Here is a 25,884-nt window from a genome sequence, read left to right as displayed (position 1 = left end):
TCCCCTGGTTCCCGTATCCCCGCCGGAGGCATCCGCGATTTGGCCCCGGCCAAATCGCCAGGCATCGCGTGCGCGGCCCCCGGCCGCGCGCCGCCGGGTCCCGGCCCCGCCGGGGCCACGCCCCCTTCACCTCGGCGCGCATCCCCCCTATCCTGCCGCCCGACCCGAACGGACGCGACATGACCGACGACATCCTGCCCGAACCCGACCGCATCGACGGCGCCCCGCACCCGCGCGACACCGTCCGCCTCTTCGGCCAGGACGCGGCGCAGCAGGCGTTTCTCGAGGCGTTCAATGCGCACCACCTGCACCACGCCTGGCTGATCACCGGGCCGAAAGGCACCGGCAAGGCGACGTTGGCCTGGGCCATCGCGCGGTTCCTGCTGGCCACGCCCCGGGACGACGGCGATGCCCTCTTCGGCGCGCCGCCCCCGGTCGACAGCCTTGCCATCGATCCCGAACACCCGGTCGCGCGGCGGATGCGGGCGGGGTCGGAATCCGGCCTTTTCGTCCTGCGCCGCCCCTACGACGACAAGACCAAGCGCCTGCGGCAGGAAATCACCGTCGAGGAGGCCCGCAAGATGAAGGGCTTCTTCGCCATGTCCGCCGCCGACGGCGGGCGGCGGGTGGTGATCGTCGACGCGGCGGACGAGCTGAACACCTCGGCCGCCAACGCGATCCTCAAGATCCTCGAGGAACCGCCGCGCGACACCACGATCCTGTTGATCGCGCACCAGCCCTCGGCTTTGCTGCCCACGATCCGGTCGCGCTGCCGCGAGCTTCGGCTGGCCCCGCTCGGCCCCGCCGACATCGCCGCCGCGTTGGCGCAGGCCGGGATCGACCCCGCCGCCGACACCGACGCGCTCTCGGCCCTCGCCGCCGGCTCGGCCGGCGAGGCGGTGCGCCTCTCGGTCCTCGGCGGGCCGCAGATCTATGCCGAGCTGGTGCGCCTCTTCGACACCCTGCCCCGGCTCGACCGGTCGCACGCCCTGTCGCTGGCCGAGGCCGCCGCCGCCCGCGGGGCCGAGGACAAGCGCGCGCTGCTGGCCTCGCTCACCGACCTCTTCCTGTCGCGCGTCGCCCGCACCGGCGCGCTTGGCCAACCGCCCCTGCCCGAGGCCGCACCGGGCGAGGCCGCGCTCCTCGCCCGCCTTGCCCCGAATGCCCATGCCGCGCGCAGATGGGCCGAGGCCGCGCAGGAGATCGGCGCCCGCAGCCGGCATGGCACGGCGGTCAACCTTGACCCTGCTGCGCTGATCCTCGATACCCTGTTCAAGATTCAAAAGACTGCCGCGGCCTGACCGGGCGACGCGGCCTCCCGGACCCGGAATGACTGAGCAGCCGCAGATCACCGACAGCCATTGCCACCTCGACTTTCCCGATTTCGACGCGGAAAGGCCCGAGGTCATCGCCCGCGCCGTCGCCGCCGGGGTGACGCGGATGGTCACCATCTGCACCCGTTTCGTGAACCTGCCGAACGTCCGCCGCATCGCGGATGAGAATGCGCCGGTCTTCTGGGCCGCGGGCGTCCACCCGATGAGCGTGGCCGAACATCCCCCCGTGACGGTGGACGAGCTGGTCGCGCTTTCGACGCACCCCAAGTTCGTGGGCATCGGGGAAACCGGGCTCGATTACCACTACACCGCCGACAGCGCCGAGGCGCAGCAGGAAAGCCTGCGCATCCACATCGCCGCCGCGCGGGAAACCGGCCTGCCGCTGATCATCCACGCCCGCGACGCGGATGACGACATGGCCCGCATCCTGACCGAGGAATACCGCAACGGCGCCTATTCCTGCGTGATGCACTGCTTCTCCTCCTCGGCCGAGCTGGCAACGGCCGCGCTCGACCTGGGCTTCTACCTGTCGATGTCCGGCATCGCGGCCTTTCCGAAATCGACCGAGCTGCGCGCGATCTTCGCCGCCGCCCCGCTCGACCGGATCCTGGTCGAGACCGACAGCCCCTACCTCGCCCCGCCGCCGCATCGCGGCAAACGGAACGAGCCAGCCTATACCGCGCACACCGCGGCCAAGGGGGCCGAAACGATGGGCGTCGACCTCGCCACCTTTGCCCGCGCGACGCAGGACAATTTCGACCGGCTGTTCTGGAAGGCCGCCGAATGGCGGGCCGCCGCCTGATGGGAGAGCTCAGGTTCACGATCCTCGGCTGCGGCTCGTCCGGCGGCGTGCCCCGGATCGGCGGCCTCTGGGGCGATTGCGACCCCGACAATCCCCGCAACGCCCGCCGCCGCTGTTCGATGCTGGTGCAGCGCTTCGGCGACGCGGGCACGACCACCGTCCTGATCGACACCACGCCCGACATGCGCCAGCAGCTGCTCGACGCGCGGATCGGCAAGCTCGACGCGGTGATCTGGACTCATGCCCACGCCGACCATGTGCACGGGCTCGACGACCTGCGGATGATCGTCTTCAACATGCGCAAGCGGCTCAAGGTCTGGGCCGACGGCGACACCCAGAACGATCTCTTCTCGCGCTTCGGCTACGCCTTCGTGCAGCCCGAGGGCTCGCCCTATCCGCCGATCCTGAACATGCACACGATCGACGGGCCGGTCACGATCGACGGCGCGGGCGGCGAGATCACCTTTACCCCGTTCAAGGTCAACCACGGCTCGATCGACGCGCTCGGCTTCCGGATCGGCGACCTCGCCTACCTGCCCGACGTCGCCCACATGACCGACGAGGCCTGGGCCGCGGTCGAAGGGCTGGACTGCTGGATCCTCGACGCGCTGCGGCGTGAACCGCACCCGACCCATTCGCATTTCGCACAGTCGCTGGAATGGATCGAACGGGCCGCGCCCCGCCGCGCGGTGCTGACCAACATGCATATCGACATGGACTACGCCACGGTCGAGGCCGAGACCCCCGATCACATCACCCCCGCCTATGACGGGATGACGATCTCCTACCCGGCCTGATCCCGGATGCAGAACCTCATCACCGTCATCCTGCCCGTCTTCCTGCTGATCGGCGCGGGCTGGACCGCCACGCGCTTCGGGCTGACCACGGCCGCCGCCTCGGAGGCGCTGACCAAGTTCGCGCAGTCGGTGGCCTTTCCCTGCCTGCTGTTCCGCGCGGTGGTGCAGCTCGACATCGGGCAGGAGTTCAACGCGCCCCTGCTGCTGAGCTACTACAGCTCGGCCACCACGTGCTTCTTCGTCGGCCTCTTCGCCGCGCGGCTGATGTTCCGCCGCGACTGGGAGGATTGCGTCGTCGTCGGCTTCTGTTGCCTCTTCGCCAACACCCTGATGCTGGCGATCCCGATCACCGAACGCGCCTACGGGCACGAGGCGCTGGCGGCGAACTTCGCCATCGTCGCGATGCATGCGCCCTTCTGCTACACGCTCGGGATCGTCGCGATGGAGGTGGTCCGCGCCGGGCGCGGCGGCCTCAACCCGCTGCGCCTCGGCAAGCAGATCCTGCGGCAGGTGGTGACCAACCCGCTTGTGATCGCGCTGGCGCTCGGCTTTGCGGTGAACCTGTCGCACCTGACCACGCCGGGCCCGGTCTATGCCGCGATCGAGATGCTGGCCAATGCCTCGGTGCCCGTCGGCCTCTTTGCCATCGGCGGCGTGCTCACCCAGTACCGGATCGAGGGCGACACCCGCCTGATCGCGGTCATCTGCGGCATCGTCCTGATCCTGCAGCCCGCGCTGATGTGGGGCTTCGGCCGGATCGCCGGCCTGTCTGACGCCGCCTTCCGGTCGGCCGTGATCACCGCCGCCGTGGCGCCGGGCGTGAACACCTATGTCTTCGCCAACATCTACGGCCGGGCGAAACGCGTCGCCGCCTCGTCGGTGCTGATCACCACGGTGGGCTGCATCGTCACCGTCTGGTTCTGGCTGTCCGTCCTGCCGTGACCATGTCCGTCAGTCGCTGCTGAAACAGATCGTCGGCAGGGCTTCGACCAGCTCTCCTTGCCGCCGCGACTGCGACAGGACCTCAAGCTCGGCCGACAGGACATAGCTGGTCGTATCGGTGGCATAGCGATACTTCTGGTCGCCACACCGCCCGATCCGCTCCAAGAACTCTTGGGCCTCGAGGCTGATGTCAAAGCCATCCGCCAAGGTGCCCTCGCTGCGGGGCTTGGCCTGCCCGACGAACCTGTCGCTGTAGTTGTCCGAGTACCCGCAGGGGAATTCGGTGGCCTGCACCTCGGTGCCATCCGCGGCCGATCTGACCGAAAAGACCACGCGGTTGTCGATCCGGCAGTAGAGCCACTCATCGTAGAGCAAACTTCCGACCAACCGTTCCCCGCTGTCCAGTTCGCGCAGGCGTTCGCCGGTGCCGCTGTCCACCAGCCAGCGCCGGCTGCCGCCATCGGGATCGGCAAGAACCTCGTACTGCCCGGAAAAGGCGGGCGGGCGCCCCTCGGGCAGGTCGCGCGGATCGGGGTCCTCGATGTCGAAGCCGTCCGCAGCATAGTTGATGCTTGCCATCATCACGCCGGCATCCTTCACCGCCTGGTCGTAGGGGGCGTGGTTGTCACCGGCGCGCAACCGCTCGGGCAGCGCGCTCAGCTTCTGGATCCGCCAGCGCAGGTCGCGGGCACGCAGGAACCAGTCCTCGGCCGTGCCAAGATCGCCCATTCCTGCGGTGTCGAGGTAGGCGCGGGTCCATTCGTTCTTGCCCGAGGCGTCGATGCCGTAACTGCGGCGCAGGCCCTCGCTCAGCCGCTGATCGACCTCGCCCATGGCGCGGTAGACCTCGCGGTCGTACTCTTTCATGTAGCGGTCGTGCAGCAGGTGGAGGTTGATGTCTGCGCTCTGGATGCTGACCAGGCGCAGGGTCAGCCCGCCCTCCCACGCGGCCCTGGCCGCAGCTTCGGGCACCGCGGCGCCGTTTGCATATTCGAAAACCTCGTCCCAGTCCGGGCTGCCGGGCACGTTGAAGGACCAGTCCCCCGGCGCGCCGGTGGCCCCCACATCGGCCACCAGGGCCACCTCGCCCGCCTTGCTGCCGAAGACCACGCGCAGCTTGATCTCGGTCAGGCGCACGCCCGCGCGCAGGTCGTCGGGCAAAGCAGCGTAGGAGACGGTCGAAAACTGCCGCCCCTCGCGGGTGAGCATCGGCAAGGTGACCGTGCCGCTGCTGACGTCGTACTTCAGCCGAACGGATATCACCGGTTCCCCGGTCAGCAGGCCCATCTTGAGATCGGCCTGCCAGTTCACCGAAAGGGTCGCATCCTCAGTCGCGGCGGTTGTCCCGCGTAGGCGGTCCTGCCCCTGAAGCGCGAAGTCCATCGTCTGCGCGCGCAGGGCGCTTGTCCCGGCGACCAGCATCCCGGCGGTGAGCGCGAGGCTCCTGATCCAGCCCGCCATCAGTTCAGCCAGTCGTCGATTTCGGCCTGCTTCTCGGCCGAGATCGGGGGCACTTCGCCGGTGTCGAGGTCGGCGAGGTCACCGACCACCAGCGACGTCAGCGCGGGCGGGGCGCCCGCGTTGCCCAGCGAATAACCGTGGTCGGCCTGCACCGCGGCGAAGAAGCGCTTCCACTCCGCATCCTGCGCGAGGTTCTTCGGCATCGGCCCGTCGCAATCGTTCACGCAGAGCACCGCTTGTTCGACAATCGGGCAGATGATGGTCTTCCGGCATTCTGCATCTTCCGGCCATTCCGGGCAGTACTCTCCCATGCCGCACTGGGCCCCGGGCAACACCTCTCCGGTGGTCTCGATCGAGAGGTCGAAATCTCCGTATTCGTAGTCGTAGCCCGAAAACAGGAAGTTCGCTGTGGAGTAAGAGAACGTCTTGTACTCGAACCCCTCCGTCGGCTCTGCCGAGCCGGTCGGCCAGGCCAGGTAGGCCTCGATGATCCCGAGGAAACCGGATCCGGCAGAGATCTTGATGAATCGGATCTCTGGCTCGCCGTCCTTGTTCAGATCGACGGTGTCCACGTTCTTGACGCAGCCGGTCTCGAACATGTGGGCCCGCGGCTCACCGTTCACGTACCGGACCAGCCCGACGCCACCATTGGCCTGGCTGGCGCAGTAGTAGGCGAAATAGACATCGAGGTCGTCGATGTAGCCGGTGTCGACGAGGTAGTCGGTGTAGTCCGTGCCCAGGCTGGCAAAGACCTCGGCCGGCGGGCGCGGGGCCTCGGCCATCGCCGAAGTTGCGACAAGGGTGGACATCGCTGCGGCCAGCGGCAGGCGAACAAGGGACATGGTCATTCGAATGGCTCCCGATCAATTCACTCGGGGCCCGGTACTGGCGGCAAAATCGGGCGAGGATCCGGCGGCGAGGGGATGGTTGTGGGACCATCCCGTGACCCCGGCATCGGCGTTTCAGCCCGCGAGGCGCGCCTTGAGCGTTGCCCGCGTCTCGTCGGACAGCCCGATGTCGCGCAGGTAGGGCTCCACCCCGCCATAGCTCTCGTCCAGCCAGTCCAGCGTCGCGGCCATGGTCTCGGGCTTCGATCCCAGCACCCGCTCGACATGCTCCGGCGCGCCGCCGCGGGCGCGGGCCTTGGCGCGCAGGACATCCATCAGCCCGGCCCCGTAGCTGGCGGTCAGGGCATAGTCGGCGACCACCGCGTCGCGCGTGGCCCCCGCGTTCAGGAGCAGCAGCGCCGCGATCAGGCCGGTGCGGTCCTTGCCCGCGGTGCAATGGAACAGCACGGTGCTGTCGGCCCCGGCGAGGAAGCCGAGCGCCTCGGCGAAGTTGTCGGCGCACTGGTCGAGCGCGACGCGGTAGCGTTCGCCCATGTCGAACCCGCCGGGCCGCGCCTGGGTCATCGCCTCGATCGTCGCAAGGCCACGGTAGAGCGGCATGTGGGCATAGGTGACGTCGGCATGACCGGCCAGCGGGTTCGGCCCCATCGCAACCTCTTCGTCGGTGCGCAGGTCGAGGATGGTGACCAGCCCGCCGTCCAGCAGGCTGCGCAGCCCGTCGGTGTCCAGCCCGAGAAGCGCGTCCCCCCGCAGGAAGACGCCCGGCCGCGTGCGGCCGCCGCCCCCGAGGGCGATGCCGCCCAGGTCCCGGATATTGTGTGCCCCGCTTAGCGCGGGGGCGGTCACGTGCGGCTGGTCGTTCATCGCGGCCTCCCTGTTGCGGCGCGACCTTGGCGGCATTCCCGCCGCGGCGCAACCCGGCGCTCAGAGCCGCCCGATATCCCCCCGTGCAACGGCCACCGATTTCACGATCGTGAAGCACGCCCTGCCCGGCACCAGCCCAAGCGCGTCGGCCGAGCGGCGGGTCAGTCGGGCCAGGATCACGTCCTCGCCGCTCTTGAGCTGGGCGATCACCCCCGGCCCTTCGCCCTGTTTCACCGCCATCACGGTTGCGGGCAGGATGTTCAGCGCCGAAAGCCCCTCGGGACGGTCGCGCGACAGGATCACGTCCTGCGCCTCGATCCGGATGCGCAGGCGGCTGCCCGGCGCGGTTTCGATCCCCGGCAGGAACAGGCGGCCGCCCGACACGGCCAGTTCGGTCAGCCCGTCGGGATGGTGGGCCACAACCTCTCCGGTCAAAAGCGCGCCGGCCTCGCGCAGGCCGAAGCTCGGGGCAAGGTCGGGGTCGGCAAAGAGCGCCTCGGCCGGGCCCGCGCGAACCACGCGCCCGTCCGACAGCAGGACCACCGTGGTCGCCAGCCGCGCGACCTCGTCCAGCGCGTGGCTGACGTAGAGGATCGGCAGGCGCACCTCGTCGCGCAGCCGTTCGATGTAGGGCAGGATCTCGGCCTTGCGCGCGGCGTCGAGCGCGGCGAGCGGTTCGTCCATCAGCAGCAAGTCCGGCCCCGACAGCAACGCACGGCCAAGCGCAACACGCTGCTTCTCGCCGCCCGAAAGCGCGCCGGGCCGCCGGTCGAGGAGCGAGCCGATGCCCAGCATCTCGACCACGCGGGCGGTCTCGGCTGCGTCGGGCTTCCGGCCCGCCATCCGCCCCGGGTAGGCGAGGTTGCGGGCGACACTCAGGTGCGGAAAGAGCCGCCCCTCCTGAAAGACATAGCCGATCCGCCGCTGGTGCGGTTTCAGCCAGACCCCCGCCCCGGTGTCGCAAAGCGTGCGGTCGTTCAGCATGATCCGCGCGCGGTCCGGCCGCAGCAGGCCGGCCACCGCGTTGACCACCGTCGTCTTGCCCGCCCCGGATCGCCCGAAAAGCGCGGTCACGCCGACCGGCGCCTCGAACGCGGCGTCGAGCGTGAAGCCCCCGAAGCTGTGCCCGATCTCGACCGAGAGGCTCATGCCGTCATCCCGATCCGCCGGGCCACAAGCCGCGAAAGCGCCTCGGCCCCGACAAGCGCGACCGCCGAGACGAGGACCGAGATCACGACAAGCACCGCCACCGCGCCCTCGGCCCCCGGCACCTGCAGGAAAGTGTAGATCGCCGAGGGCAGAGTCCGCGTCTCGCCGGGGATATTCGAGACGAAGGTTATGGTGGCCCCGAACTCTCCCATGGCCTTGGCAAAGGCCAGCAGCGCCCCCGCCAGCACGCCCGGCAGCGACAGCGGCAGGGTCACGGTCAGGAACACCCGCCACGGCGGCGCGCCAAGCGTGGCGCTGGCTGCTTCCAGCCTCCGATCGACGGCGTCCATCGACAGCCAGATCGCCCGCACCATCAGCGGAAAGCCCATCACCGCGGCGGCCAGGGCCGCACCGGTCCAGCGGAAGGCAAAGACCACGCCAAACACGTCCTCGAGCCAGCCGCCGACCATGCCGTTCCGCCCGAAGGTCAGCAGCAGCAGGTAGCCGGTGACCACCGGCGGCAGCACCAGCGGCAGGTGGACCAGCACGTTCAGCGCGCCGCGGCCCCAGAACCGCCCGCGCGACAGGGCATAGGCCGCGGCCAGCGCCAGCGGCAGCGACCAGAGCGTGGCCCAGAAGGCGACCTTGAGCGACAGCGCAAGCGCCTGCCATTCCTCGGGGCCCAGTGCGTCCATGGTTCAGCCTCGTTCAGAGCGTCAGGGGATCTGGCAAGGCCGGCAAGGGTTTGGCAACCCCCGAAGCGCGCGTCAGTCGCGGAAGACCGAACGCCCGGTGCGGTCGAAGGGGAAGACCAGCACCGCGCTGAAGAAAAAGAAGAAGGCCAGCGCGGAATTGGCCGACATGCCGTGGAACACCCCGATCTCGTAGATCGTGCGCGCGTCGACGACGTGCCCGGCGATCACCCCGAGCGAGGTCGACACACCGGCGATGGCAAAATAGACCGGCCCGTCGATGTCGGGATTGTCCGGCGCCATCAGGCCGATCACGCAGTAGCAGGCCATCAGCAGGCCGATCCCCGTGGCCACCGCCATGTGGTCCGCGCCGAGCGCCTCGCCCAGGACCAGCGCGTCGAGGCCGCCGTGACCCAGGAACAGGTAGCAGGAGAGGTTGACCAGCACGATCGCGACCACGGTGAAGACACCGCCATAGGCCAGCCGCGCCCGCCAGCCGCCATCGCAGGTCCAGCCGAAGGCGAAGGCGGCACAGAGAAGGACGAAACTGAAGGCGGTCGAGGGCACCATGGACTGGAACTCGGGCATGCCCCGGGTCAGGGCGACGATGTCCAGCCCCCAACCCAGCAGGCCGGACAGCCCGATGACGGCCGAACAGGCCACCAGCAGGAGCGGCGCAAAGGCGAAAGCCCCGACAGTTTCAGACTCGTGCATTGGATCCCACATCCCCGCGCCGCCTGGGGGCGACGTCACCGGGTCACGTTACTGAGGTCGGTGCCTCGAGTCTCGATAAAATTTGTGACACCCCGAAACTTGCGTCCTCTGTCCCGCGTAGAAGGCCCGCGATGCAAAAGGCCGCGGCATTGCCGCGGCCTTCGCAGGGTCGTCGTGGGCAAGGATCGCTCAGAGCGTCCAGCCCGAAACCGCCTTGACCTCCATGAAGTCCTCGAGGCCCCAGATACCGCCTTCGCGGCCATGGCCCGACATCTTCATCCCGCCGAAGGGCGCACCCGCGCCGCGCGGCTTGCCGTTCATCTCGACCATGCCCGAGCGCAGTTTCAGCGACATGCGGTTCGCCTTGTCGCCGTCCTGGGTCTGAACATAGTTGGTCAGGCCATAGGGCGTGTCGTTGGCGATCTCGACGGCTTCCTCTTCGGTCTCGAAGGGGATGATCGTCAGGACGGGGCCAAGATCTCTTCCCGCGCGATGGTCATCTGGTTGTTCACGTCGGCAAAGACCGTCGGTTTCACGAAGTAGCCGCGGTTCATGCCCTCGGGCTTGCCGGTGCCGCCGGCGACCAGCCGCGCGCCCTCGTCGATGCCCTTCTGGATCAGGTCCTGGATCTTGCCGAACTGCGTCGCGTTCACGACCGGGCCGATGTGGCGGCCGTCCTCGTGCGCGCTGCCGACGGTAACCTTGCTGGCGATCTCGGCCGCGGCCTCGACCGTCTTGTCATAGATCCCCTTCTGCACCAGCATCCGGGACGGTGCGTTGCAGGACTGGCCCGAGTTGTTCATCATGTGCAGCACGCCACGCTTCACCGCCGCGTCGTCCGCGTCGTCGAAGATCACGTTGGCGCCCTTGCCACCCAGCTCCAGGTGCACGCGCTTGAGCGATTCCGCCGCCGCGAGAGAGATCGCGGTGCCCGCGCGGGTCGAGCCGGTGAAGCTCACCATGTCGACATCGGGGTGTTTCGTCAGTGCGGCACCGGTGCCCGCGCCGTCGCCGTTCACCAGGTTGAAGACACCTTTCGGGAAGCCGGCCGCATCGATCATCTCGGCGAAGAGCAGCGCGTTCAGCGGGCTTTCCTCGGACGGTTTCAGCACCATGGTGCAGCCCGCGATGAGCGCCGCGATCACCTTGAGGGTGATCTGGTTCATCGGCCAGTTCCAGGGGGTGATCAGCGCGCAGACGCCGACCGCCTCATAGACGATGCGGGTGTTCGGGTCATGGTCGCCGAGCGGGCGGTTGAACTCGAACGCCTTGGCGGCGCGGATGAAGTTCTTGGTGTGGCCGAGGCCCGCACCGACCTGCGCGGTGCGCGACAGGGCGATCGGGGCGCCCATCTCGGTGGTTATCGCCTGCGCCATGTCCTCGGCGCGTTCCTGGTAGATCTCGAGGAACTTCTCGACCAGCGCGATGCGCTCGGCCGGGGGGGTCGCCATCCAGCCCGGGAACGCCGCCTTGGCCGCGGCCACGGCATCGTCCACGTCGGCCTTTCCGGCCAGCGAGATCACCGCGCAGGCTTCCTCGGTCGAGGGGTCAATGACCTCGAGGTCCTTGCCCTCTTTCGGATCCACCCATGCGCCGTTGATGTAGAACTGACGTTTCTCGATCATCTCGATCTCTCCCTTTCTCCTCGCAGCTTCCGCCATGCGGGCGGCGCTTCCGCGCTTCGGCGGCACTCTTGCACCGCGCGCATGGCACTGCAAGCGCCGACGGGAGTGCAACTCCGCACGATGCCGCGTATCTAGTGCGCGAGATAGACGAGCCAACCGGAGGACCCAAATGGCCTTGCGCATCAATGACACCGTCCCGAACTTCACCGCCGAGACCGACCAAGGAACCATCCAGTTCCACGATTTCATCGGCGACAACTGGACGATCATGTTCTCGCACCCCAAGGATTTCACGCCGGTCTGCACCACCGAGTTCGGCGCCGTTGCGCAACTGGCCGACGAATGGGCCAAGCGGGACACCAAGGTGATCGGCATCTCGGTCGACAGCGCCGAGGACCACGTGAAGTGGAAGGGCGATATCGAGAGCTTTGCCGGCACCAAGGCGGGCTTTCCGATCATCGCGGACAGCGGGCTCGAGGTGGCCAAGCTCTTTGACATGCTCCCGTCCGAGGCCTACCTGCCCGACAACCGCACCCCGGCCGACAGCGCGACAGTGCGCTCGGTCTTCATCATCGGGCCGGACAAGAAGCTGAAGCTGTCGATGACCTACCCGATGACCATCGGCCGCAACTTTGCCGAGGTGCTGCGCGCCCTCGACGCGCTGCAGCTGACCTACAACGTGCCTCTGGCCGCGCCCGCGAACTGGCAGGTCGGGCAGGACGTCATCGTCGCCACCGCCCTGAATGACGCGGATGCCGAGGCGAAGTACGGCACGCTCGACAAGAAGCTGCCCTACCTGCGGTTCGCCAAGGCGCCGAGCTGACCCGCACCCCTCGGCAGACCAGCGCCCCGCCGCTCGGCGGGGCGTTTTCGTTCGGGTATCAGGACGGCTCCGCCCGGTGGCCACGGACGCCGACCAGGACGGTCGCAGCCCACATCGCGGCGGTGACGGCAAGCAGCGCGCCATGGAGCGGGAGGAGCGTCAGCAGCGCACTGGCAAAGATGATCCCGAGGGCGTTCGAGGTCCTGAGCAGGGCAAAGACCTCGGGCCGGCGGTGCGGCGGGGCAAGCTTGTCCAGCACCAGCGCGTAATGCGTCCCTAGGGGCGCGAGCATCAGCCCGACGATCACCGCGCCGAGGATGGTGGTGACCAGCGTGCCGCCCGCCGCGGTGAGGGTGATCCCGCCCGACAGGAGCGCGAGCTGGATCACCACCGCCCGTCGGCTCGACAGCCGGTTGCGGATGCTGATCCAGAGGCCGCCCGAGACCGAGGCGAGGCAAAGCGGCACGGTGAAGAGGATCGCCAGCGCCGGTTCGTAGCCGAAGTCGAGCGCCAGGGCGACGGCCCCGATCTCGATCGCCGCGACCGAGGCCGCGCCAGCCGCCGCGCAGACCAGCCACAGCATGATCGGCGCCGAGAGGATTGCGCCGGACACGCCGGCCTCCTCGACCGGGTCGGCCGGGGCGGCGGCGGGGACGAGCAGCGCGGGCAACCCGCCCAGGATCGCCATCAGCGCCACCGCCCCCGCCGGGGACACCGCCCCGACGCCCGCGGCAAGGACCGGGCCCAGGACAAAGGTCGTCTCGTTCAGGGTCGCCGCGATGCCAAGCGCGCGGGGCATCCGCGATTCGCTCGTCAGCGCGTTGAGCAGCGCGCGCAGGTAGCCGTAGGTCGCCCCGTTGACGAGGCCGGCGAGCGCCGCGAGGCCCACCAGCACGCCGAAGGACAGTCCCGACTGCATCCCGATGGCGATCAGCGCGAGCGCGGCGGTGCGGAACAGGATCAACACCCGCAGCACCGCGGACACCGGAAACTTGCGGCCCATCCGCGTGATCGGGATGGCCCCCAGCACCTGCGCCAGCGTCATCGCCAGGACCATTGCCGCGCCGTGGCTCGCCTGTCCCACCGTCGCGAGCGCGACGAAGGAAAACGCCACCGGCGCCGCGGCCTGCGGCACGGTCATCGTGGCCGAGGCAGCGAACCAGCGCAGCATGGTCGCCCCGTGCAGGCCGGGGGCGGTGTGGATCGTGGCGTGGTGGGTCTGAGGCATCGTCCAGCCCTCGTCGAAGGGCCGGGCCGTTCCCGGGCATTGCTTCCCATGGCGGGTGAGGACGTTACCTCATGCCGATGTCATCGAAGATCGCCGGGGCGGTGTCAACCATGCGGGCCGGTCAGCGGATGCGGCGCAGTCCCGCCCGCTGCGCGGCCTCGGTCAGCGCGACCATGGCGAGGCCCGCGGTCAGGAACAGCACCGCCAGACCGAAGAACCAGATGGCCACCCCGCCCCAGCCGATCCTGAGCGGGTCGATGAAGGGATAGGGGTAGTGCCCCGAGGTGATGCCGCGGGCCAGAGCGTAGACCAGGTAGACCAACGGCCAGAACAGCCAGACCACCGCGTCGTGCCAACTGAGGTGCTTGGGCGCGTAGGCGATCCACCAGAGCGTCACAGCCAGCGGCGCGACGGCATGGATGGCGATGTCGGCCCACCAGCTCAGCCCGTTCAGGTGCTGGTAGAGAACGCCGTAGTAGACACCGCAGATGATCGCGACCCAGAGGGTCAGCGCCCCCATCCAGAACGGTGCCAGGAACCGGCCGCGCAGCGCCATGGCGGCAAAGCACCAGGCCACGATCCCGTTGGTCAGGTTGGTGAAGAACCCCAGCAGCCGCCACAGCACCTCGGCCGGGGTCTTGTCGGGGTAGACCTGCAGGGCCGAGACATAGTTCAGCGACAGTCCCAGGACGATGAAGGCCGCGATGACCGCCGCGTGACGTCGTGCCCAGGGGCCCATGAAAATACCTCCGCCAGAATCGGTGCGCCTTCGGTCCGGTGCCTGTGGTGCGCGCCTCGGAAGAAAGACCAAGGAATGGCGGGGCAAGTTCCCGCCGGCCATGAAATTCGTTTCACAAAAGCGTCACATGGGCCGGTGAGTCCGGTCAAGACGTCGGATCGCCCGCGGCGGGTTTCCGCGCGGCGGGCGGGGCGGATGCGCCTTTTGGAACGGCGCGGGACGTCGCGCCCGATCCCCCTTGCGCCGATGCGGCGGCGGCCCTAAGCCTCGCCTCCATGACCAAGTTCTATGCATTCACCGACGGCGCCTGTTCCGGCAATCCCGGACCGGGGGGTTGGGGCGTCCTGCTGCAGGCCAAGGATGGCGATGCCGTCGTCAAGGAGCGTGAGCTGAAGGGCGGCGAGGCGGTGACCACCAACAACCGGATGGAGCTGCTGGCGGCGATCAATGCGCTCGAGACGCTGGGCCGCGGGACCGAGATCACGGTCGTCACCGACAGCCAGTACGTCAAGAACGGGGTCACCGGTTGGATCCACGGCTGGAAGCGGAACGGCTGGAAGACGGCGGCCAAAAAGCCGGTGAAGAACGCCGAGCTGTGGCAGCGCCTCGACGAGGCGCAGAAGCGCCACCAGGTGGCCTGGGAATGGGTGAAGGGCCATGCCGGTCACCCCGAGAACGAGCGCGCTGACGCGCTCGCCCGGGAAGGCATGGCCCCCTTCAAGTAGCGGCGTGGTCGGTCACTGACCGGCCAGCAGGTCCTCGATCCGGATCGGGAAGCGGCGGACGCGGGTGCCCGTCGCGTGCCAGATCGCGTTGGCGATGGCGCCCACGGTCCCGGTGATCCCGATCTCGCCCACGCCCTTCACGCCAAGCGCGTTCACATGCGGGTCGTCCTCGTGCACGGTGATGACCTCGAGCCCGTGGACATCCGCGTTGACCGGGATGTGGTAGCCCGCGAAATCGCCATTCACGATCCGCCCGGTCCGATGGTCGAAGACCGCCGCCTCGTGCAGGGCAAAGGAAATGCCCCAGATCATCCCGCCCATCAGCTGGCTCTCGGCCAGCCGCGGGTTGATGATCCGCCCCGCCGCGAAGGCCCCGACCAGCCGCGTCACGCGCATTTGGTAGAGGTCGGGGTCGACCTTCACCTCGGCAAAGACCGCGCCGTGCGAATACATCGCGTGGGCGGCCGCGTCCTCGGGGCTGCGCGACGCCTTGCCGGTGCCCACCACCGCCGCACCGCCGGCGCGGGCGATGATGTCGGTAAAGGCCTCGCTCCTGCTGTCGTCCTCGCGGGCATAGAGCCGTCCGTCCCGCGCCACGACCCCGGTGTTGCCGGTGCCAAAGAGCGGGGACGCCGGGTCGGCCGCCGCGATTTCCGCCAGCTGCCGGATCGCGTCGCCACCGGCCGCGTGCAGCGCGCCGCCCGCCGTGGCGGTGTGGCCCGAGCCGCCCGCGACGCCGCCGTCCGGCAGGTCCGAGGTGCCGGATCGGAATTCGACCTTCTCGATCGGCAGGCCGAGGGCATCGGCCCCGATTTGCGCAAGCGCGGTCCAGGCGCCCTGCCCCATGTCGGCCGCCGCGGTTTCGATCAGGCCGGTGCCGTCGGGGCGCAGGGTGGCACGCCCCTCGGCCGCGAACATCGGCGCGGCAAAAAGCGCCGTGCCCATACCCCAGCCGACCAGCATGCCGTCGTCATCCAACATCTGGCGCGGCTTCAACGGGCGGCGGGCCCAGCCGAACCGGGCCGCGCCCTGCTCGTAGCAGTCGCGCAGTGCCTTCGACGAATAGGGTCGCCCGGTGCCCGGCTCGGTCTCGGCATAGTTCCTCAGCCTGAATTCCAGCGGGTCCATCCCGATCTTCTCGGCCATCTCGTCCATCGCGCTTTCCAGCGCGGCGGACCCGGATGCCTCGCCCGGCGCCCGGACGGGACCCGGCGTGCCGATGTTGGCGCGCACCGCCGTGTGTACCGACCTCAGCGCACCGGCGGCATAGAGTCCCTGCGACGCGTTTGAGGCCGGTTCGATGAAGTCGTCGAAGGCCGAGGTGGTGGCCAGCGTCTCGTGGTCGAGGATCGTCATCCGGCCGTCGTCGTCGATCCCGATGCGCAGCCGCTGGCGGGTCGCGCCGCGGTGTCCGGTCGGTCCGAACATCTGGTCGCGGCGCAGCATCAGCTTCACCGGTCGCCCGAGGTCCCGCGCCGCGAGGATGGCCAGCACCTGCGGCCCCTGCACCATCGCCTTGGACCCGAACCCGCCGCCGAGGTAGGGGCTGCGGATGGTGATGTCCTCGGGCGGGATGCCGAGGTAGTAGCCATAGGCCCCGCGCGACATCACGATGGCCTGCGTCGGCAGGTCGAGTTCCAGCTTGTCGCCGTCCCAGCGGGCGACGACGGCGTGGGTCTCCATCGCGTTGTGGTAGTGTTCCGGCGTCTCGTAGGTCAGGTCGACCGCCTGCGTGGCGGCCGCGTGTCCCGCCTCGGTGTCGCCGTGCACGGTCGCGCCGGCCCGGCCAAAGCCGCCGCCATCGCCCTCGAACCTGTCGTCCCCGTCGAGCCCGACCATCGGCGACTCGGCCGCGTACTGCGGGTTCAACAGGCGCGCGCCCTCGTTGGCGGCCTCGAGCGTGTCGCCCAGCACCAGCGCGACCGGCTGGTTGGCGTAGCGGACCACGTCGTTCTGCAGCGCGTCGAAGCGGAAGGCGAACATGAAGGGCTTGGCCTCGGGATCGCCGGCCATCGGCAGGGCATTCTCGGGGGTGTAGATCCTCACGACGCCGGGATGCGCCATGGCGGCGGCGGTGTCGTACTTCACCACCCGCCCCCGCGCGATGGCGGCGGGGACGTAGACCGCGTGCAGCAGGCCTTCGGGGTTGTTGTCGGCGGCGAAGGTGGCGGTGCCGGTGACCTTGGCGATCCCGTCGCGGCGGGTCATCGGCTGGCCGGAGTTCGAACCGAAGCGGGTAGGGCGTGCGTCAAGCATGGGCAGGTTCTCCGAAGGTCGAGGCCGGCAGCGCGGGCACCCGTGCGGGCGTTCCGGCGGCGGCCATGTCGAGCGCCTTGACCGCGGTGCGGCGGGCCAGCTCGATCTTGTAGGCATTGTCGCCCGAGGGCGCGGCGCCTTCGAGCAGGACGGCGGCGGCGCGGTCGAAGAGGTCGCGGTCGGGTGCATGGCCGACCAGCATGTCCTCGGCCTCGGGCACCCGCCACGGCCGCGCGGCGACACCGCCGAGCGCCAGTCGCGCCTCGGCAATCCGGCCGTTGTCGAGCGTGAGGCCCGCGGCCGCCGACACCAGCGCAAAGGCGAAGGAGGTGCGTTCGCGGACCTTGAGGTAGCGGCTGTTGGCCCGCGTGGCGCGGGCGTCGGCGGGCAGCCGCACGGCCAGGACCAGTTCACCCGGCTCAAGCGCAAAGGGCTTGTCCGGGGTGTCGCCGGGCAGGCGGTGGAAGGCCGCCATCGGGATGTCGCGCCCGCCGTTCGGGCCCTGCACCTCGACCACGGCGTCAAGCGCGGCAAGGGGCACGCAGAAGTCCGAGGGGTTGGTGGCGATGCAACCCTCGCTCCAGCCGAGGATCGCATGGGTGCTGTTCACCCCTTCCCGCGCCGCGCAGCCCGCACCCGGTTCGCGCCGGTTACAGGGGCTGTGCGGGTCCTGGAAATAGCTGCAGCGGGTCTGCTGGAGAAGGTTCCCACCCACCGTCGCCGCGTTGCGCAGCTGGCCCGAGGCGCCGGCCAGGATCGCCTCGGCCACCATCGGAAAGGCGGCGGCGAAGTCCCGGTCATGGGCGAGGTCCGAATTTCGCACCATCGCGCCGATCCGGGTGGCCCCGTCGGGCAGGTCCTCGATCGCGGCGAGGCCCGGCAGGCGGGTCACGTCGATCAGCGTGTCGGGCATGGCCGCGCCGGTCTTCATCAGGTCGACCAGGTTGGTGCCGCCGGCCAGGTAGGCCGCGCCGGGGGTCCAGGCGGCCAGGGCCGCGTCCACCGTTGCGGGCTTGATGTAGTCGAAGGGTTTCATGCGTTCACCTTCTCGTCCTGTTCCGCCATCCGGCGGGTGGCATCCATCACCGCCTCGGTGATGCCGTGGTAGGCGGCGCAGCGGCAGAGGTTGCCGCTCATCCCCTCGCGGATGCGCTCGGGGTCGGTGCCGGCCTGGCCCTCGGCGATTAGGCCGACGGCGCTCATGATCTGGCCGGGGGTGCAATACCCGCACTGGAAACCGTCGTGGTCGATGAAGGCGGCCTGCACCGGGTGCAGCACCTCGCCATCGGCAAGGCCCTCGATCGTGGTCACCGCCGCGCCATCGAGTGTCACCGCGAGCGTCAGGCAGGCATTGGTGCGTCGGCCATCGATCAGTACGGTGCAGGCACCGCACTGGCCACGATCGCAGCCTTTCTTGCTGCCGGTCAGGTCCAGCCGTTCGCGCAGGAGGTCGAGGAGGGTGATCCGGGGATCGTCGAGCGTCAGGTCATGACCCGCGCCGTTGACGGTCAGGCTGATGGAGTGGGACATGCGTCCTCCATTGGCTTACATTATGTGGAACTTGGATCGCGCGGCCGATGCCGCGGGATCGGGGGCGGTCGTCCTGGGAAGAGCGGGGCATCGACTTTCTGCCCCCACGTCATTAATATACGGAGGCACCCTCCGTTTAGCAAGGAAAGATTTCGAGGCGATGCAGGAGGCCCGGCGCAAACCCCGCGCAGACGCGCTCAGGAACCGGAGCAAGCTGATCGACGCGGCCAAGGAGATATTGGGCCGGGGCGGTCCCGAGGCAAGCCTCGAGGCCGTCGCGCGCGAGGCCGGGGTGGGCATCGCGACGCTCTACCGGAACTTTCCCACGCGCGAAGACCTGTTCCACGCCGTCTACGCGCACGAGGCCGAACACCTGGTCGAGCTGGCCCAACAGCTGTCCGGCCAGGACGACAAGCTGGGCGCCCTGCGGGACTGGGTGCATGCCCTTATCGACGTGGTCGCCACCAAGCGCGGCATGCTCGGCACGCTGGCGATGGTGCCGACGGACGAGTCGAAAGCGATGTTCGCAGCCCAGGGCGGCCGGATGAAAGAGGCAGGCGCGGCGCTGCTGGCGGCGGCCGTCGAGTCGGGGTCGGTGCGGCCCGACATCACCGGCGACGAGCTGATGAGCACCATCTACGGCCTCTGCTATGCCCAACCGGCCCAGCCGGGATGGCAGGACAAGGTGCTGAAACTGATCGACATATTCCTCGACGGCTTGCGCCGGGGCTGAGGCGGGGCCAAGAAGTTAACGTAGGGTTAACGCAGCCCTCACGCCCGGCGTGCAGAGTTCCATTGCGAATCATCCCCAGAGGGCAATGCAATGGAACCCACCCAACAGCACCTGAGGCGCCCGGCCATCGGCGGCGCGGAACGGGAACAGGCGGCCTATGCGCGGCGCATCAACCAGGCGATCCTGGCGCTGAGCCATCCCGGCAGGCCCGCGCTGAACATCCCGTCGAACGGCGACAACGCCCAGCACGACACCTTTCCGATGGCCTTCACCAAGGGCCTGCACCACGACGCCTTCGGCTTTGCCGCCACGGCGGACTTCGAGGCACTGGTGAAATCGCTGACCCAGTACGGCGCCGCCGGCTACCCCGACGCCGTCTTCGACGTGAAGACCGCGAAGAAGGCGCATGAGACCGTGCCGGAGTTCCTGTCCTGCAAGCCGCGCCCGGCCGAAAACCGCCCGGTCGGTTTCCGCAAGTGGGAAAGCCCGCTGGCCGGCGCCTACTTCTGCAACGACGGCCCGGATCCCGCCGGGGTCGCCATGGCCCCCGCGCCGCGGTTCGGCGGCAGCGAGCTCACCGCCGAGATGGCCGAGGTCTACGCCATGGCGCTGGTCCGCGACATGAGCTTTGACGCGCTGGCCGATCCGACCTCGCCGCTGACCCGGACCACCGTGGGCGGCGCGACGGTCGCCTACACCAAGCGCGACGGCGATCCGGCGACGGTGCAGGACCTGATCGACGCGCTTGGCGATCTCAGCTGGTTCACCTCGCAGACGCCGCGCCGCCCGATCAAGGGGCTGGACGCGACCGATCACGAGAAACGCCGCCGCCTCGGGCAGCCGGTCACAGCCGCCAACCTCTTCCGCGGCAGCGCGCCGGGCGACGACGCGGGCAGCTACATCTCGAGCTTCCTGACGATGGGCGCAGGCCGCCCCACCGGGCACGAGATCGCCTTTGGCGCGCAGACCATCGACCAGCACCTCTACAACGCCAAGCCCGGTCTCGACTACATGACCAGCTGGGCGGAATGGCTGGACGTGCAACAGGGGCTCGACCTGCGCGGGCTCGGCGTGATCGAGGCGCAGCCGACCGCGATGACCACCCCGCGCCACCTGGCGAGCTACGTGCATGTCGATCAGCTCTATCAGGCCTATTTCAACGCCTGCCTGATCCTCCTGACGAACGGGATGCCCGCCGATCCCGGCTTTCCGAACGCGGCCCACGAAACCCGCGGCCCCTTTGCCACCTTCGGCGGCCCTCACATCCTCAGCCTGATGACCGAGGTCGCCTCGCGCGGGTTGCGGGCGGTGCGGCGGCAGAAGTTCCAGATCCACCGCCGGGCCCGTCCCGAACGGCTGGCTGCCATGCTGACGCTGCTGGCGAACGGGCTGGGCGACAAGCTGGGCAATGCCCACGCGGCCGCGCAGGAAATGCTGGACGAACTGGCGCCCTCGGTGCCGGGACCGGCCGGCGAGATCCTGCACTGGGTCCGCCAGTTGAACGCCGACCGCAACGGGGCCGCCTCGGTCGCCGCGCGTCGCTTTGAATGCACCCCGCTCTCGTCGCTTCCGCACCAGCTCAAGGGCGCGGGATTCGACGGCTGCAACTTCCTGCTGCCGATGGCCTTTCCCGAAGGCTCCCCGATGCACCCCGCCTACGGCGCGGGCCATGCAACGGTGGCGGGCGCCTGCGTCACGATGCTCAAGGCGTTCTTCGCGATGTCGAGCGATGCCGCCGACAGCGTGCCGACGACGATGGATGTCATCGGCGGCGACCCGGCACTGACCGTCGAGGGCGAGCTGAACAAGCTGGCCGCCAACATCTCGATCGGGCGCAACTTTGCCGGGGTGCACTACTACACCGACTACTACGACAGCCTCCGCATGGGGGAACGGGTCGCGGTCGGGATGCTGCACGAGATGATGCTCGACTACAACGAGCCGGTGCATCTCAGCTTCCGGGACTTCGACGGGGTCCACGTCAGGATCAGCACGGATGGCGGGCATTCCGCCGCCAGCGTGCAGGTCGCGATCGACGGGGACACCAGTCACACGGCCTTCGCCGCATGGTGGACCAGGAACATCGCCGAGTTCGAGGACAGCAGCCTCGACACCGGCAACCTGGCCAGCTTCGCGGCGCAGATCCTTGCCGGCAAAACCGGCACTCAGGGTGCGACCGCCGCCAAGGTGGCCGCAACCGGCAAGGCCAAGGCGGGAATTGAACCCGCCGAATGAGACCGCCCCGGCCGGCCCTCCCCGGCCGGGGCCCATTATTTCAGCACGATCCTTTTTTGGAGGGCTTCCTGTGATTTCGAATACAGCAGTGCCTTTCAGCCTTCAGGGGCCCTCCACATTCCCCAACGTAAATAAATACACTTCACGGCGAGCAAACCTCAGACTACTCTCCTCACCTGATCCGCAATCGGACACCAGGGTCGAGAGGGGTAGGATGACCTGTCCGAACACGTCCGTCGTTGAAACCGCCCCGTGTCTGGCCCGGCTTTCCCTGCTGGGCCCGTTCCGGTTGACGGACATGGCGGGGCGGGACCTGACCCCCGGCAGCACCCAGCAGCAGGCCATCCTGGCCATCCTCGCCCTCGCCCCCGCCGGGGGCGTGTCGCGGGCGCGGCTGCAGGACCTGCTCTGGCCCGACAAGGACAGCCACCTGGCCGCGCAGAGCCTGCGCACCGCCCTGCACGGGCTGCGGCGCGCCCTGTCCGACCTGCCAGGCCCGGTGGTCGACGCCGACGCCTCGCGCATCCGCCTGCACCCCGGCGCGGTGGTGGTCGACCTGGTCGACATCCGCGCGCGCGGGGCGGTTGCCGTTCCCCTGCCCTGCCGCGCCGCGCCGCCCGACATGCTCGAAGGGATCGACCTGCCGGCCGAGGCTTTCGAGGACTGGCTGCGCGAGCAGCGCGCCTACTGGGGCGGCGTGGTCGAGGACGCGTTGCAGACCGCCACCGCCGCCCGCATCCCGCAGGCCCGGCCCGCCGTCGCCATGCCGCCGACGCTGGTGCCGCCGCTGCGCCGCGCCGAGGGGCCGGTGATCGGCCTGCTGGAGCCGATGGTGCATTCGCGGTCGCACCAGACCCTGTTCTTTGCCGAGGCGCTGATCGACCGGATCGCCACCGGCGCGCAGGATCACCTGGGCGCGCGGACCTACGACTACCGCGACCTCGGCCGCCACCCCGATCCGGCCAGCGTCGCCGCGCGCAGCCCCGACATCTACATCCGCCTGCGCGCCTACGAGGAAGGCGGGGAACACTCCATCCGCGTCCTGGCCATGCGCCATTCGGATCACGAGCTGCTCTGGTCGGTGAACTGCGGCCCGATCCCGGCCGGGCGCGCCACGGTCGAGAACGCCCATGTCCTGGCCCTGTTGGGCGAGACGCTGGACCGCATCGCCGCCAGCGTGCCGCATCCCGCGCATCCGCTGGACGAGATGCCGATCAGCCCGTTCCACGGCCTGATCGCGATGTTCCAGTTCGACCATGCCGCGCTCGAGGACCTGCGCGGCGCCCTGATCCAGAGCGCCGAGCTGACCGGCGCGCCGATCTACCCGGCGCTGCTGGCCTATCTCAACACCTTCTCGGTGGGCGAGCACTGGCACACCTACGACGGCGCCCTGCAAGAGGAGACCCGCGCCCTCGTCGCGCAGGCAGGCGACGCCGACAGCGGCATCGCGCTGGCGCTCGCGGGCCATGCGACCGGCTACATCCTGCACGACCACGACGGCGCCGCCGCCCTGCTGGAACGGGCGATCCGGCGCGGGCCGCATTCGGCCTTTGCCTGGGACCATGTCGCGCTGCACCACCTTTACGCCGGACGCTACGACTCGGCCGCGCGCGCCTCGGACATCGCGATGCGGATGGGGGAACACAACCCGATCCGGTTCACCTTCGAAACCACGCAGTGCATGATCGAAACCCTGCGCGGGCATTTCGACCGGGCGGGCGCCATCGGGCTCGGCATCCTGGCCCGGCGGCCGAAGTACGGCGCGGCGCTGCGCTATGCCTCGGTCAGCCTGGCCCATGTCGGGCGCACCGCCGAGGCGCAGGACCTCGTTGCCCGGATCCACGCGATGGATCCCGAATTCTCGTCCGAATGGGTGGCGACCAACCGCATGGCCGTGCGCGACAGCACGGCGAAATCCATCCTCGAACTGGGCCTCAGGAAGGCCGGAGCATGAGGGCAGAGCCATGAATCCTTTCAGCACGTTCCTGTCAAAGACCTGGCTGCTCGCGGTCGGGGACAGTTTCGAAACCGTCGACCAGGAGACGCTCAAGGACACCGGCCTGGGGGCCGGCGGCGTGTTCGAAGCCTCAACCCTGCTGGCGACCCCGCCGGGCGCCGGCGCGGCCTCGGCGCTGTTCAACCGGAACCGCAATCGCAACCGCAACAGGAACCGCAATCGCAACAGGAACCGGAACAGGAACCGCAACCGCACCTCGCTCGACCTGGCGCAGGCGGTCGGCGACACGCCGGATATCCTGCTGCCGTGGCAGGAGGTCGACCGCCTGCACCGGCTGCGCGAGCACTGGACCGACCTGCCCCTGCCGCTGCCGCCGTCGCCGGCGGAGTTCCACGCGCAGACGCTGGGCCTGCTCGAGAAACAGGCCGCCCTGCGCACCTACGAGGAAGAGGGCCGGCGGGACGAGATCGTGCGCGAGCAGGAGCTGGAGCTCTCCGGCTACCTCCGCCCGCTCGGCGTGCAGGAACCCGGCGCGGTGCCACACACCACGGCGCTGTTCCTGATCCTCGCCCGGCTCTGCGAAGAGATCGGCCTGCGCTACAAGGATCGCTATGACGCGCCGCGCCCCGGCGTGATCAACGCGCGCATCAAACCCTTCGTCCCGACGCCCCGGCACCCGACCTACCCGTCCAACCACGCCTTCTTTTCCTATGCCGTGGCCTTCGTCTTTGCCCGCGTGGCGCCCGAACACCCCGGCATCGCCGAGCTGTTCCTGAGCGCCCGCCGCATCGCCGAGAACCGGGAATGGGCGGGCCTGCACTATCCGGCCGACACCGCCGCGGGGCGGGCGCTGGCGCGGATGATGACGCCGGTCTTCGAGGTTGTGCTCGAGGACCAGATGCTGCTGGCGCGGTCGGAATGGACCTGAGGGGGAGAGACCGATGAACACGCTCGACATCGACACCGACGCCGACCGGGGCCCGGGCACCTACAGCGCCTACCACGCGCTCTGGCACCTCGTGGACATCGGGGTGGTCGAGGACCTCGCCGGTTTCGCGGCCGAGGGCTGGGATGCCGCCGCGGACCGGATCGCGGGCGGCGGACGCCCCGCGACGGTGGCGCTGATCGACACCTCGGTCGCGGCCCACCCGAACCTCGCGACGGCGATCGACCGGGACCGCGCGATCGACTTCTTTTCGGGGCGCCTCGGGATCGCCGCGGACCCCGCCGCTCTGGCACAGGTGCTGGGCGGGACCGACACCGCCCGGCCGGGCTGGGTGCCCGCGGGGGCCGATGCGCTCTGGACCGCAATGGTCGATTACCTGGCGACGCCCGCTGCCTCGCCCCACGGATCGCAGGTCCACGCCGCGACGCGCGACAGCTTCTCGGCCCACGGGACGGCGATGGCGGGCCTGATCGGCGCGCGGCCCGTCCCCCGGCCGAGGTCGAGGTGTCGAGCCCCGGTGTCCTCGACCTCACCACCGGAGAGGCGGTCGAGACCGGCGAGGGCGCGGGCCTCGGGCTGGCCTACGCGGGGGTCGATCCGTTCTGCCGGATCGTCCCGATCTCGACCAATTTCGACCCTGAACCGGAGCAACTGGTGCTCTCCCTGCTCTACGCGGTGCTGATCCGCGCCGACGTGATCGTGCTGGCCCGCGACTTCCCCTCGCCCGCCAGCCTTGCGCCGGAAAGCGACCCGGACGACACGCAGGCGCTGTCCCGCGCGCTCGGCGTCGGGCTGCGGGACACGGAGATGGAGCTATGGGCCCTGCTCGACACGCTGGTGCAGGCCATCGCCGACCGTGTCCCGATGATCTGCGCGGCCGGGAACGGTGCGCAGGCAACGCTGCTCTATCCCGCCAGCCTTGCCGCCCCGGGCAACGGCATCGTCGCGGTTGGCGCGCGGACGGCCGCGGGCCAGCCTGCCAGCTACACGCCGGTGTCGGACATGGTCACCCTCTACGCCCCGAGCGGGGACGGCGAGCGGCTGGATGCCGAGCTGCAGCGCGTCGACACGCAGGCGCCGGGCTACGATCCGTCGGACCATTCGGCGGCCTATCGCGACGACCTCAAGGTGTTCGATGCCGACAGCGGCGCGCCCGACGCGCATACCTTCGCGCCGCAGGACCTCGTCTCGACCGATGTGCCGGGGCGGGCAGGCTACAACTCCAGCCCCTATGCAGATGCCTACGGACCGAACCAGTCGGTGCTCGACTACCGCTCGGCCTTCTGCCGGTTCAGCGGCACCTCCGGCGCGGTGGCGGTGACGGCGGGGCTGGTGTCGCTGGCGGTGTCGGCCGGGCGGCTCGCGGTCGGATCGCCCGGCGACGGCGCGGCGGCCAAGGCGCTGCTGACCGGCGGCGCGGCGAGCGTCCATGCCACGGCCGAACCCCGGCTGAGCTGGGCCGCCTTCTCGCCTCCGACCTGAGC

The 25,884-nt window shown here is 69.5% G+C and carries 22 protein-coding genes and 1 pseudogene; 11 read left to right on the top strand and 12 right to left on the bottom strand.

The window, feature by feature from the left end; genetic code table 11:
- Positions 1-179: 179 nt before the first annotated feature.
- The 4 genes from ACE2AC_RS15840 to ACE2AC_RS15825 are packed head-to-tail and all read left to right on the top strand — an operon-like array spanning position 180 to position 3,875.
- Positions 180-1,301: a DNA polymerase III subunit delta' gene (locus ACE2AC_RS15840; protein ID WP_375688401.1), complete on the top strand. Its 1,122-nt coding sequence runs from the start codon at positions 180-182 to the stop codon at positions 1,299-1,301.
- A 28-nt stretch (positions 1,302-1,329) separates the two neighbouring features.
- Positions 1,330-2,136 carry a TatD family hydrolase gene (locus ACE2AC_RS15835; RefSeq protein ID WP_375688400.1) on the top strand — a complete coding sequence of 269 codons (807 nt, stop codon included), beginning with the start codon at positions 1,330-1,332 and terminating at the stop codon, positions 2,134-2,136.
- A complete protein-coding gene (locus tag ACE2AC_RS15830; RefSeq protein WP_375692120.1) occupies positions 2,136-2,933 on the top strand; it encodes an MBL fold metallo-hydrolase in 798 nt (265 codons plus the stop codon). Before ACE2AC_RS15835 ends, ACE2AC_RS15830 begins: the two co-directional genes overlap by 1 nt.
- A 6-nt stretch (positions 2,934-2,939) precedes the next feature.
- Positions 2,940-3,875: an AEC family transporter gene (locus tag ACE2AC_RS15825; RefSeq protein WP_375688399.1), complete on the top strand. Its 936-nt coding sequence runs from the start codon at positions 2,940-2,942 to the stop codon at positions 3,873-3,875.
- A gap of 9 nt (positions 3,876-3,884) precedes the next feature.
- On the opposite strand, the gene ACE2AC_RS15820 is transcribed toward ACE2AC_RS15825, so the two are convergent.
- From ACE2AC_RS15820 to ACE2AC_RS15790, 7 genes and pseudogenes are all read right to left on the bottom strand, one after another.
- Positions 3,885-5,336 carry a hypothetical protein gene (locus tag ACE2AC_RS15820; RefSeq protein ID WP_375688398.1) on the bottom strand — a complete coding sequence of 484 codons (1,452 nt, stop codon included), beginning with the start codon at positions 5,334-5,336 and terminating at the stop codon, positions 3,885-3,887.
- Positions 5,336-6,184 carry a hypothetical protein gene (locus ACE2AC_RS15815; RefSeq protein WP_375688397.1) on the bottom strand — a complete coding sequence of 283 codons (849 nt, stop codon included), beginning with the start codon at positions 6,182-6,184 and terminating at the stop codon, positions 5,336-5,338. The genes ACE2AC_RS15820 and ACE2AC_RS15815 overlap by 1 nt, the downstream gene beginning before the upstream one ends.
- 114 nt (positions 6,185-6,298) lie before the next feature.
- Positions 6,299-7,048 carry a tyrosine-protein phosphatase gene (locus ACE2AC_RS15810; protein ID WP_375688396.1) on the bottom strand — a complete coding sequence of 250 codons (750 nt, stop codon included), beginning with the start codon at positions 7,046-7,048 and terminating at the stop codon, positions 6,299-6,301.
- A 60-nt stretch (positions 7,049-7,108) separates the two neighbouring features.
- Positions 7,109-8,197: a molybdenum ABC transporter ATP-binding protein gene (gene modC, locus ACE2AC_RS15805; protein ID WP_375688395.1), complete on the bottom strand. Its 1,089-nt coding sequence runs from the start codon at positions 8,195-8,197 to the stop codon at positions 7,109-7,111.
- Positions 8,194-8,892, bottom strand: a complete 699-nt coding sequence (modB, locus tag ACE2AC_RS15800) for a molybdate ABC transporter permease subunit (protein ID WP_375688394.1) — start codon at positions 8,890-8,892, stop codon at positions 8,194-8,196. The genes modC and modB overlap by 4 nt, the downstream gene beginning before the upstream one ends.
- Positions 8,893-8,964: 72 nt before the next feature.
- On the bottom strand, positions 8,965-9,603 hold the full coding sequence (locus tag ACE2AC_RS15795) for a hypothetical protein (RefSeq protein WP_375688393.1): 639 nt from the start codon (positions 9,601-9,603) through the stop codon (positions 8,965-8,967).
- Between the two features lie 189 nt (positions 9,604-9,792).
- Positions 9,793-11,228, bottom strand: a pseudogene (locus ACE2AC_RS15790) (aldehyde dehydrogenase family protein).
- Between the two features lie 169 nt (positions 11,229-11,397).
- On the opposite strand from ACE2AC_RS15790, the gene ACE2AC_RS15785 reads away from it, so the two are divergent.
- Positions 11,398-12,051 (top strand): peroxiredoxin, encoded by a 654-nt coding sequence (locus tag ACE2AC_RS15785; protein WP_375688392.1) that lies wholly within the window; start codon positions 11,398-11,400, stop codon positions 12,049-12,051.
- Between the two features lie 58 nt (positions 12,052-12,109).
- Here ACE2AC_RS15785 and ACE2AC_RS15780 read toward each other — a convergent pair whose 3' ends face one another.
- Positions 12,110-13,279 (bottom strand): MFS transporter, encoded by a 1,170-nt coding sequence (locus ACE2AC_RS15780; protein WP_375688391.1) that lies wholly within the window; start codon positions 13,277-13,279, stop codon positions 12,110-12,112.
- A gap of 121 nt (positions 13,280-13,400) precedes the next feature.
- Positions 13,401-14,018 carry a Pr6Pr family membrane protein gene (locus ACE2AC_RS15775; RefSeq protein WP_375688390.1) on the bottom strand — a complete coding sequence of 206 codons (618 nt, stop codon included), beginning with the start codon at positions 14,016-14,018 and terminating at the stop codon, positions 13,401-13,403.
- A gap of 275 nt (positions 14,019-14,293) precedes the next feature.
- On the opposite strand from ACE2AC_RS15775, the gene rnhA reads away from it, so the two are divergent.
- Positions 14,294-14,743 carry a ribonuclease HI gene (gene rnhA / locus ACE2AC_RS15770; protein ID WP_375688389.1) on the top strand — a complete coding sequence of 150 codons (450 nt, stop codon included), beginning with the start codon at positions 14,294-14,296 and terminating at the stop codon, positions 14,741-14,743.
- Between the two features lie 12 nt (positions 14,744-14,755).
- Here the strand turns inward: rnhA and ACE2AC_RS15765 are convergent, their stop codons facing one another.
- The 3 genes from ACE2AC_RS15765 to ACE2AC_RS15755 are packed head-to-tail and all read right to left on the bottom strand — an operon-like array spanning position 14,756 to position 18,529.
- The gene (locus ACE2AC_RS15765) at positions 14,756-16,999 is read right to left on the bottom strand and encodes a xanthine dehydrogenase family protein molybdopterin-binding subunit (protein ID WP_375688388.1); all 2,244 of its coding nucleotides are present in this window, start codon (positions 16,997-16,999) and stop codon (positions 14,756-14,758) included.
- Entirely contained in the window at positions 16,992-18,035 is a 1,044-nt protein-coding gene (locus tag ACE2AC_RS15760) for an FAD binding domain-containing protein (protein WP_375688387.1), read from the bottom strand. Before ACE2AC_RS15760 ends, ACE2AC_RS15765 begins: the two co-directional genes overlap by 8 nt.
- Entirely contained in the window at positions 18,032-18,529 is a 498-nt protein-coding gene (locus ACE2AC_RS15755; protein WP_375688386.1) for a (2Fe-2S)-binding protein, read from the bottom strand. The genes ACE2AC_RS15760 and ACE2AC_RS15755 overlap by 4 nt, the downstream gene beginning before the upstream one ends.
- Positions 18,530-18,689: 160 nt before the next feature.
- On the opposite strand from ACE2AC_RS15755, the gene ACE2AC_RS15750 reads away from it, so the two are divergent.
- The 5 genes from ACE2AC_RS15750 (at position 18,690) to ACE2AC_RS15730 (ending at position 25,882) form a co-directional block, all read left to right on the top strand.
- Positions 18,690-19,262, top strand: a complete 573-nt coding sequence (locus ACE2AC_RS15750; protein ID WP_375688385.1) for a TetR/AcrR family transcriptional regulator — start codon at positions 18,690-18,692, stop codon at positions 19,260-19,262.
- Positions 19,263-19,352: 90 nt separating this feature from the next.
- Complete coding sequence (locus ACE2AC_RS15745) at positions 19,353-21,497, top strand: hypothetical protein (protein WP_375688384.1); 2,145 nt, start codon at positions 19,353-19,355, stop codon at positions 21,495-21,497.
- A 298-nt stretch (positions 21,498-21,795) separates the two neighbouring features.
- Positions 21,796-23,451 (top strand): hypothetical protein, encoded by a 1,656-nt coding sequence (locus ACE2AC_RS15740; protein ID WP_375688383.1) that lies wholly within the window; start codon positions 21,796-21,798, stop codon positions 23,449-23,451.
- 10 nt (positions 23,452-23,461) lie between these two features.
- Positions 23,462-24,382: a phosphatase PAP2 family protein gene (locus tag ACE2AC_RS15735; protein WP_375688382.1), complete on the top strand. Its 921-nt coding sequence runs from the start codon at positions 23,462-23,464 to the stop codon at positions 24,380-24,382.
- 522 nt (positions 24,383-24,904) lie between these two features.
- A complete protein-coding gene (locus ACE2AC_RS15730; RefSeq protein WP_375688381.1) occupies positions 24,905-25,882 on the top strand; it encodes a S8 family serine peptidase in 978 nt (325 codons plus the stop codon).
- Positions 25,883-25,884: the final 2 nt, after the last annotated feature.

Origin of the sequence: Pseudooceanicola sp. LIPI14-2-Ac024, assembly GCF_042188925.1 — a bacterium.
GTDB lineage: Bacteria > Pseudomonadota > Alphaproteobacteria > Rhodobacterales > Rhodobacteraceae > Pseudooceanicola.
This window is presented reverse-complemented; position numbering and strand designations above follow the sequence as displayed.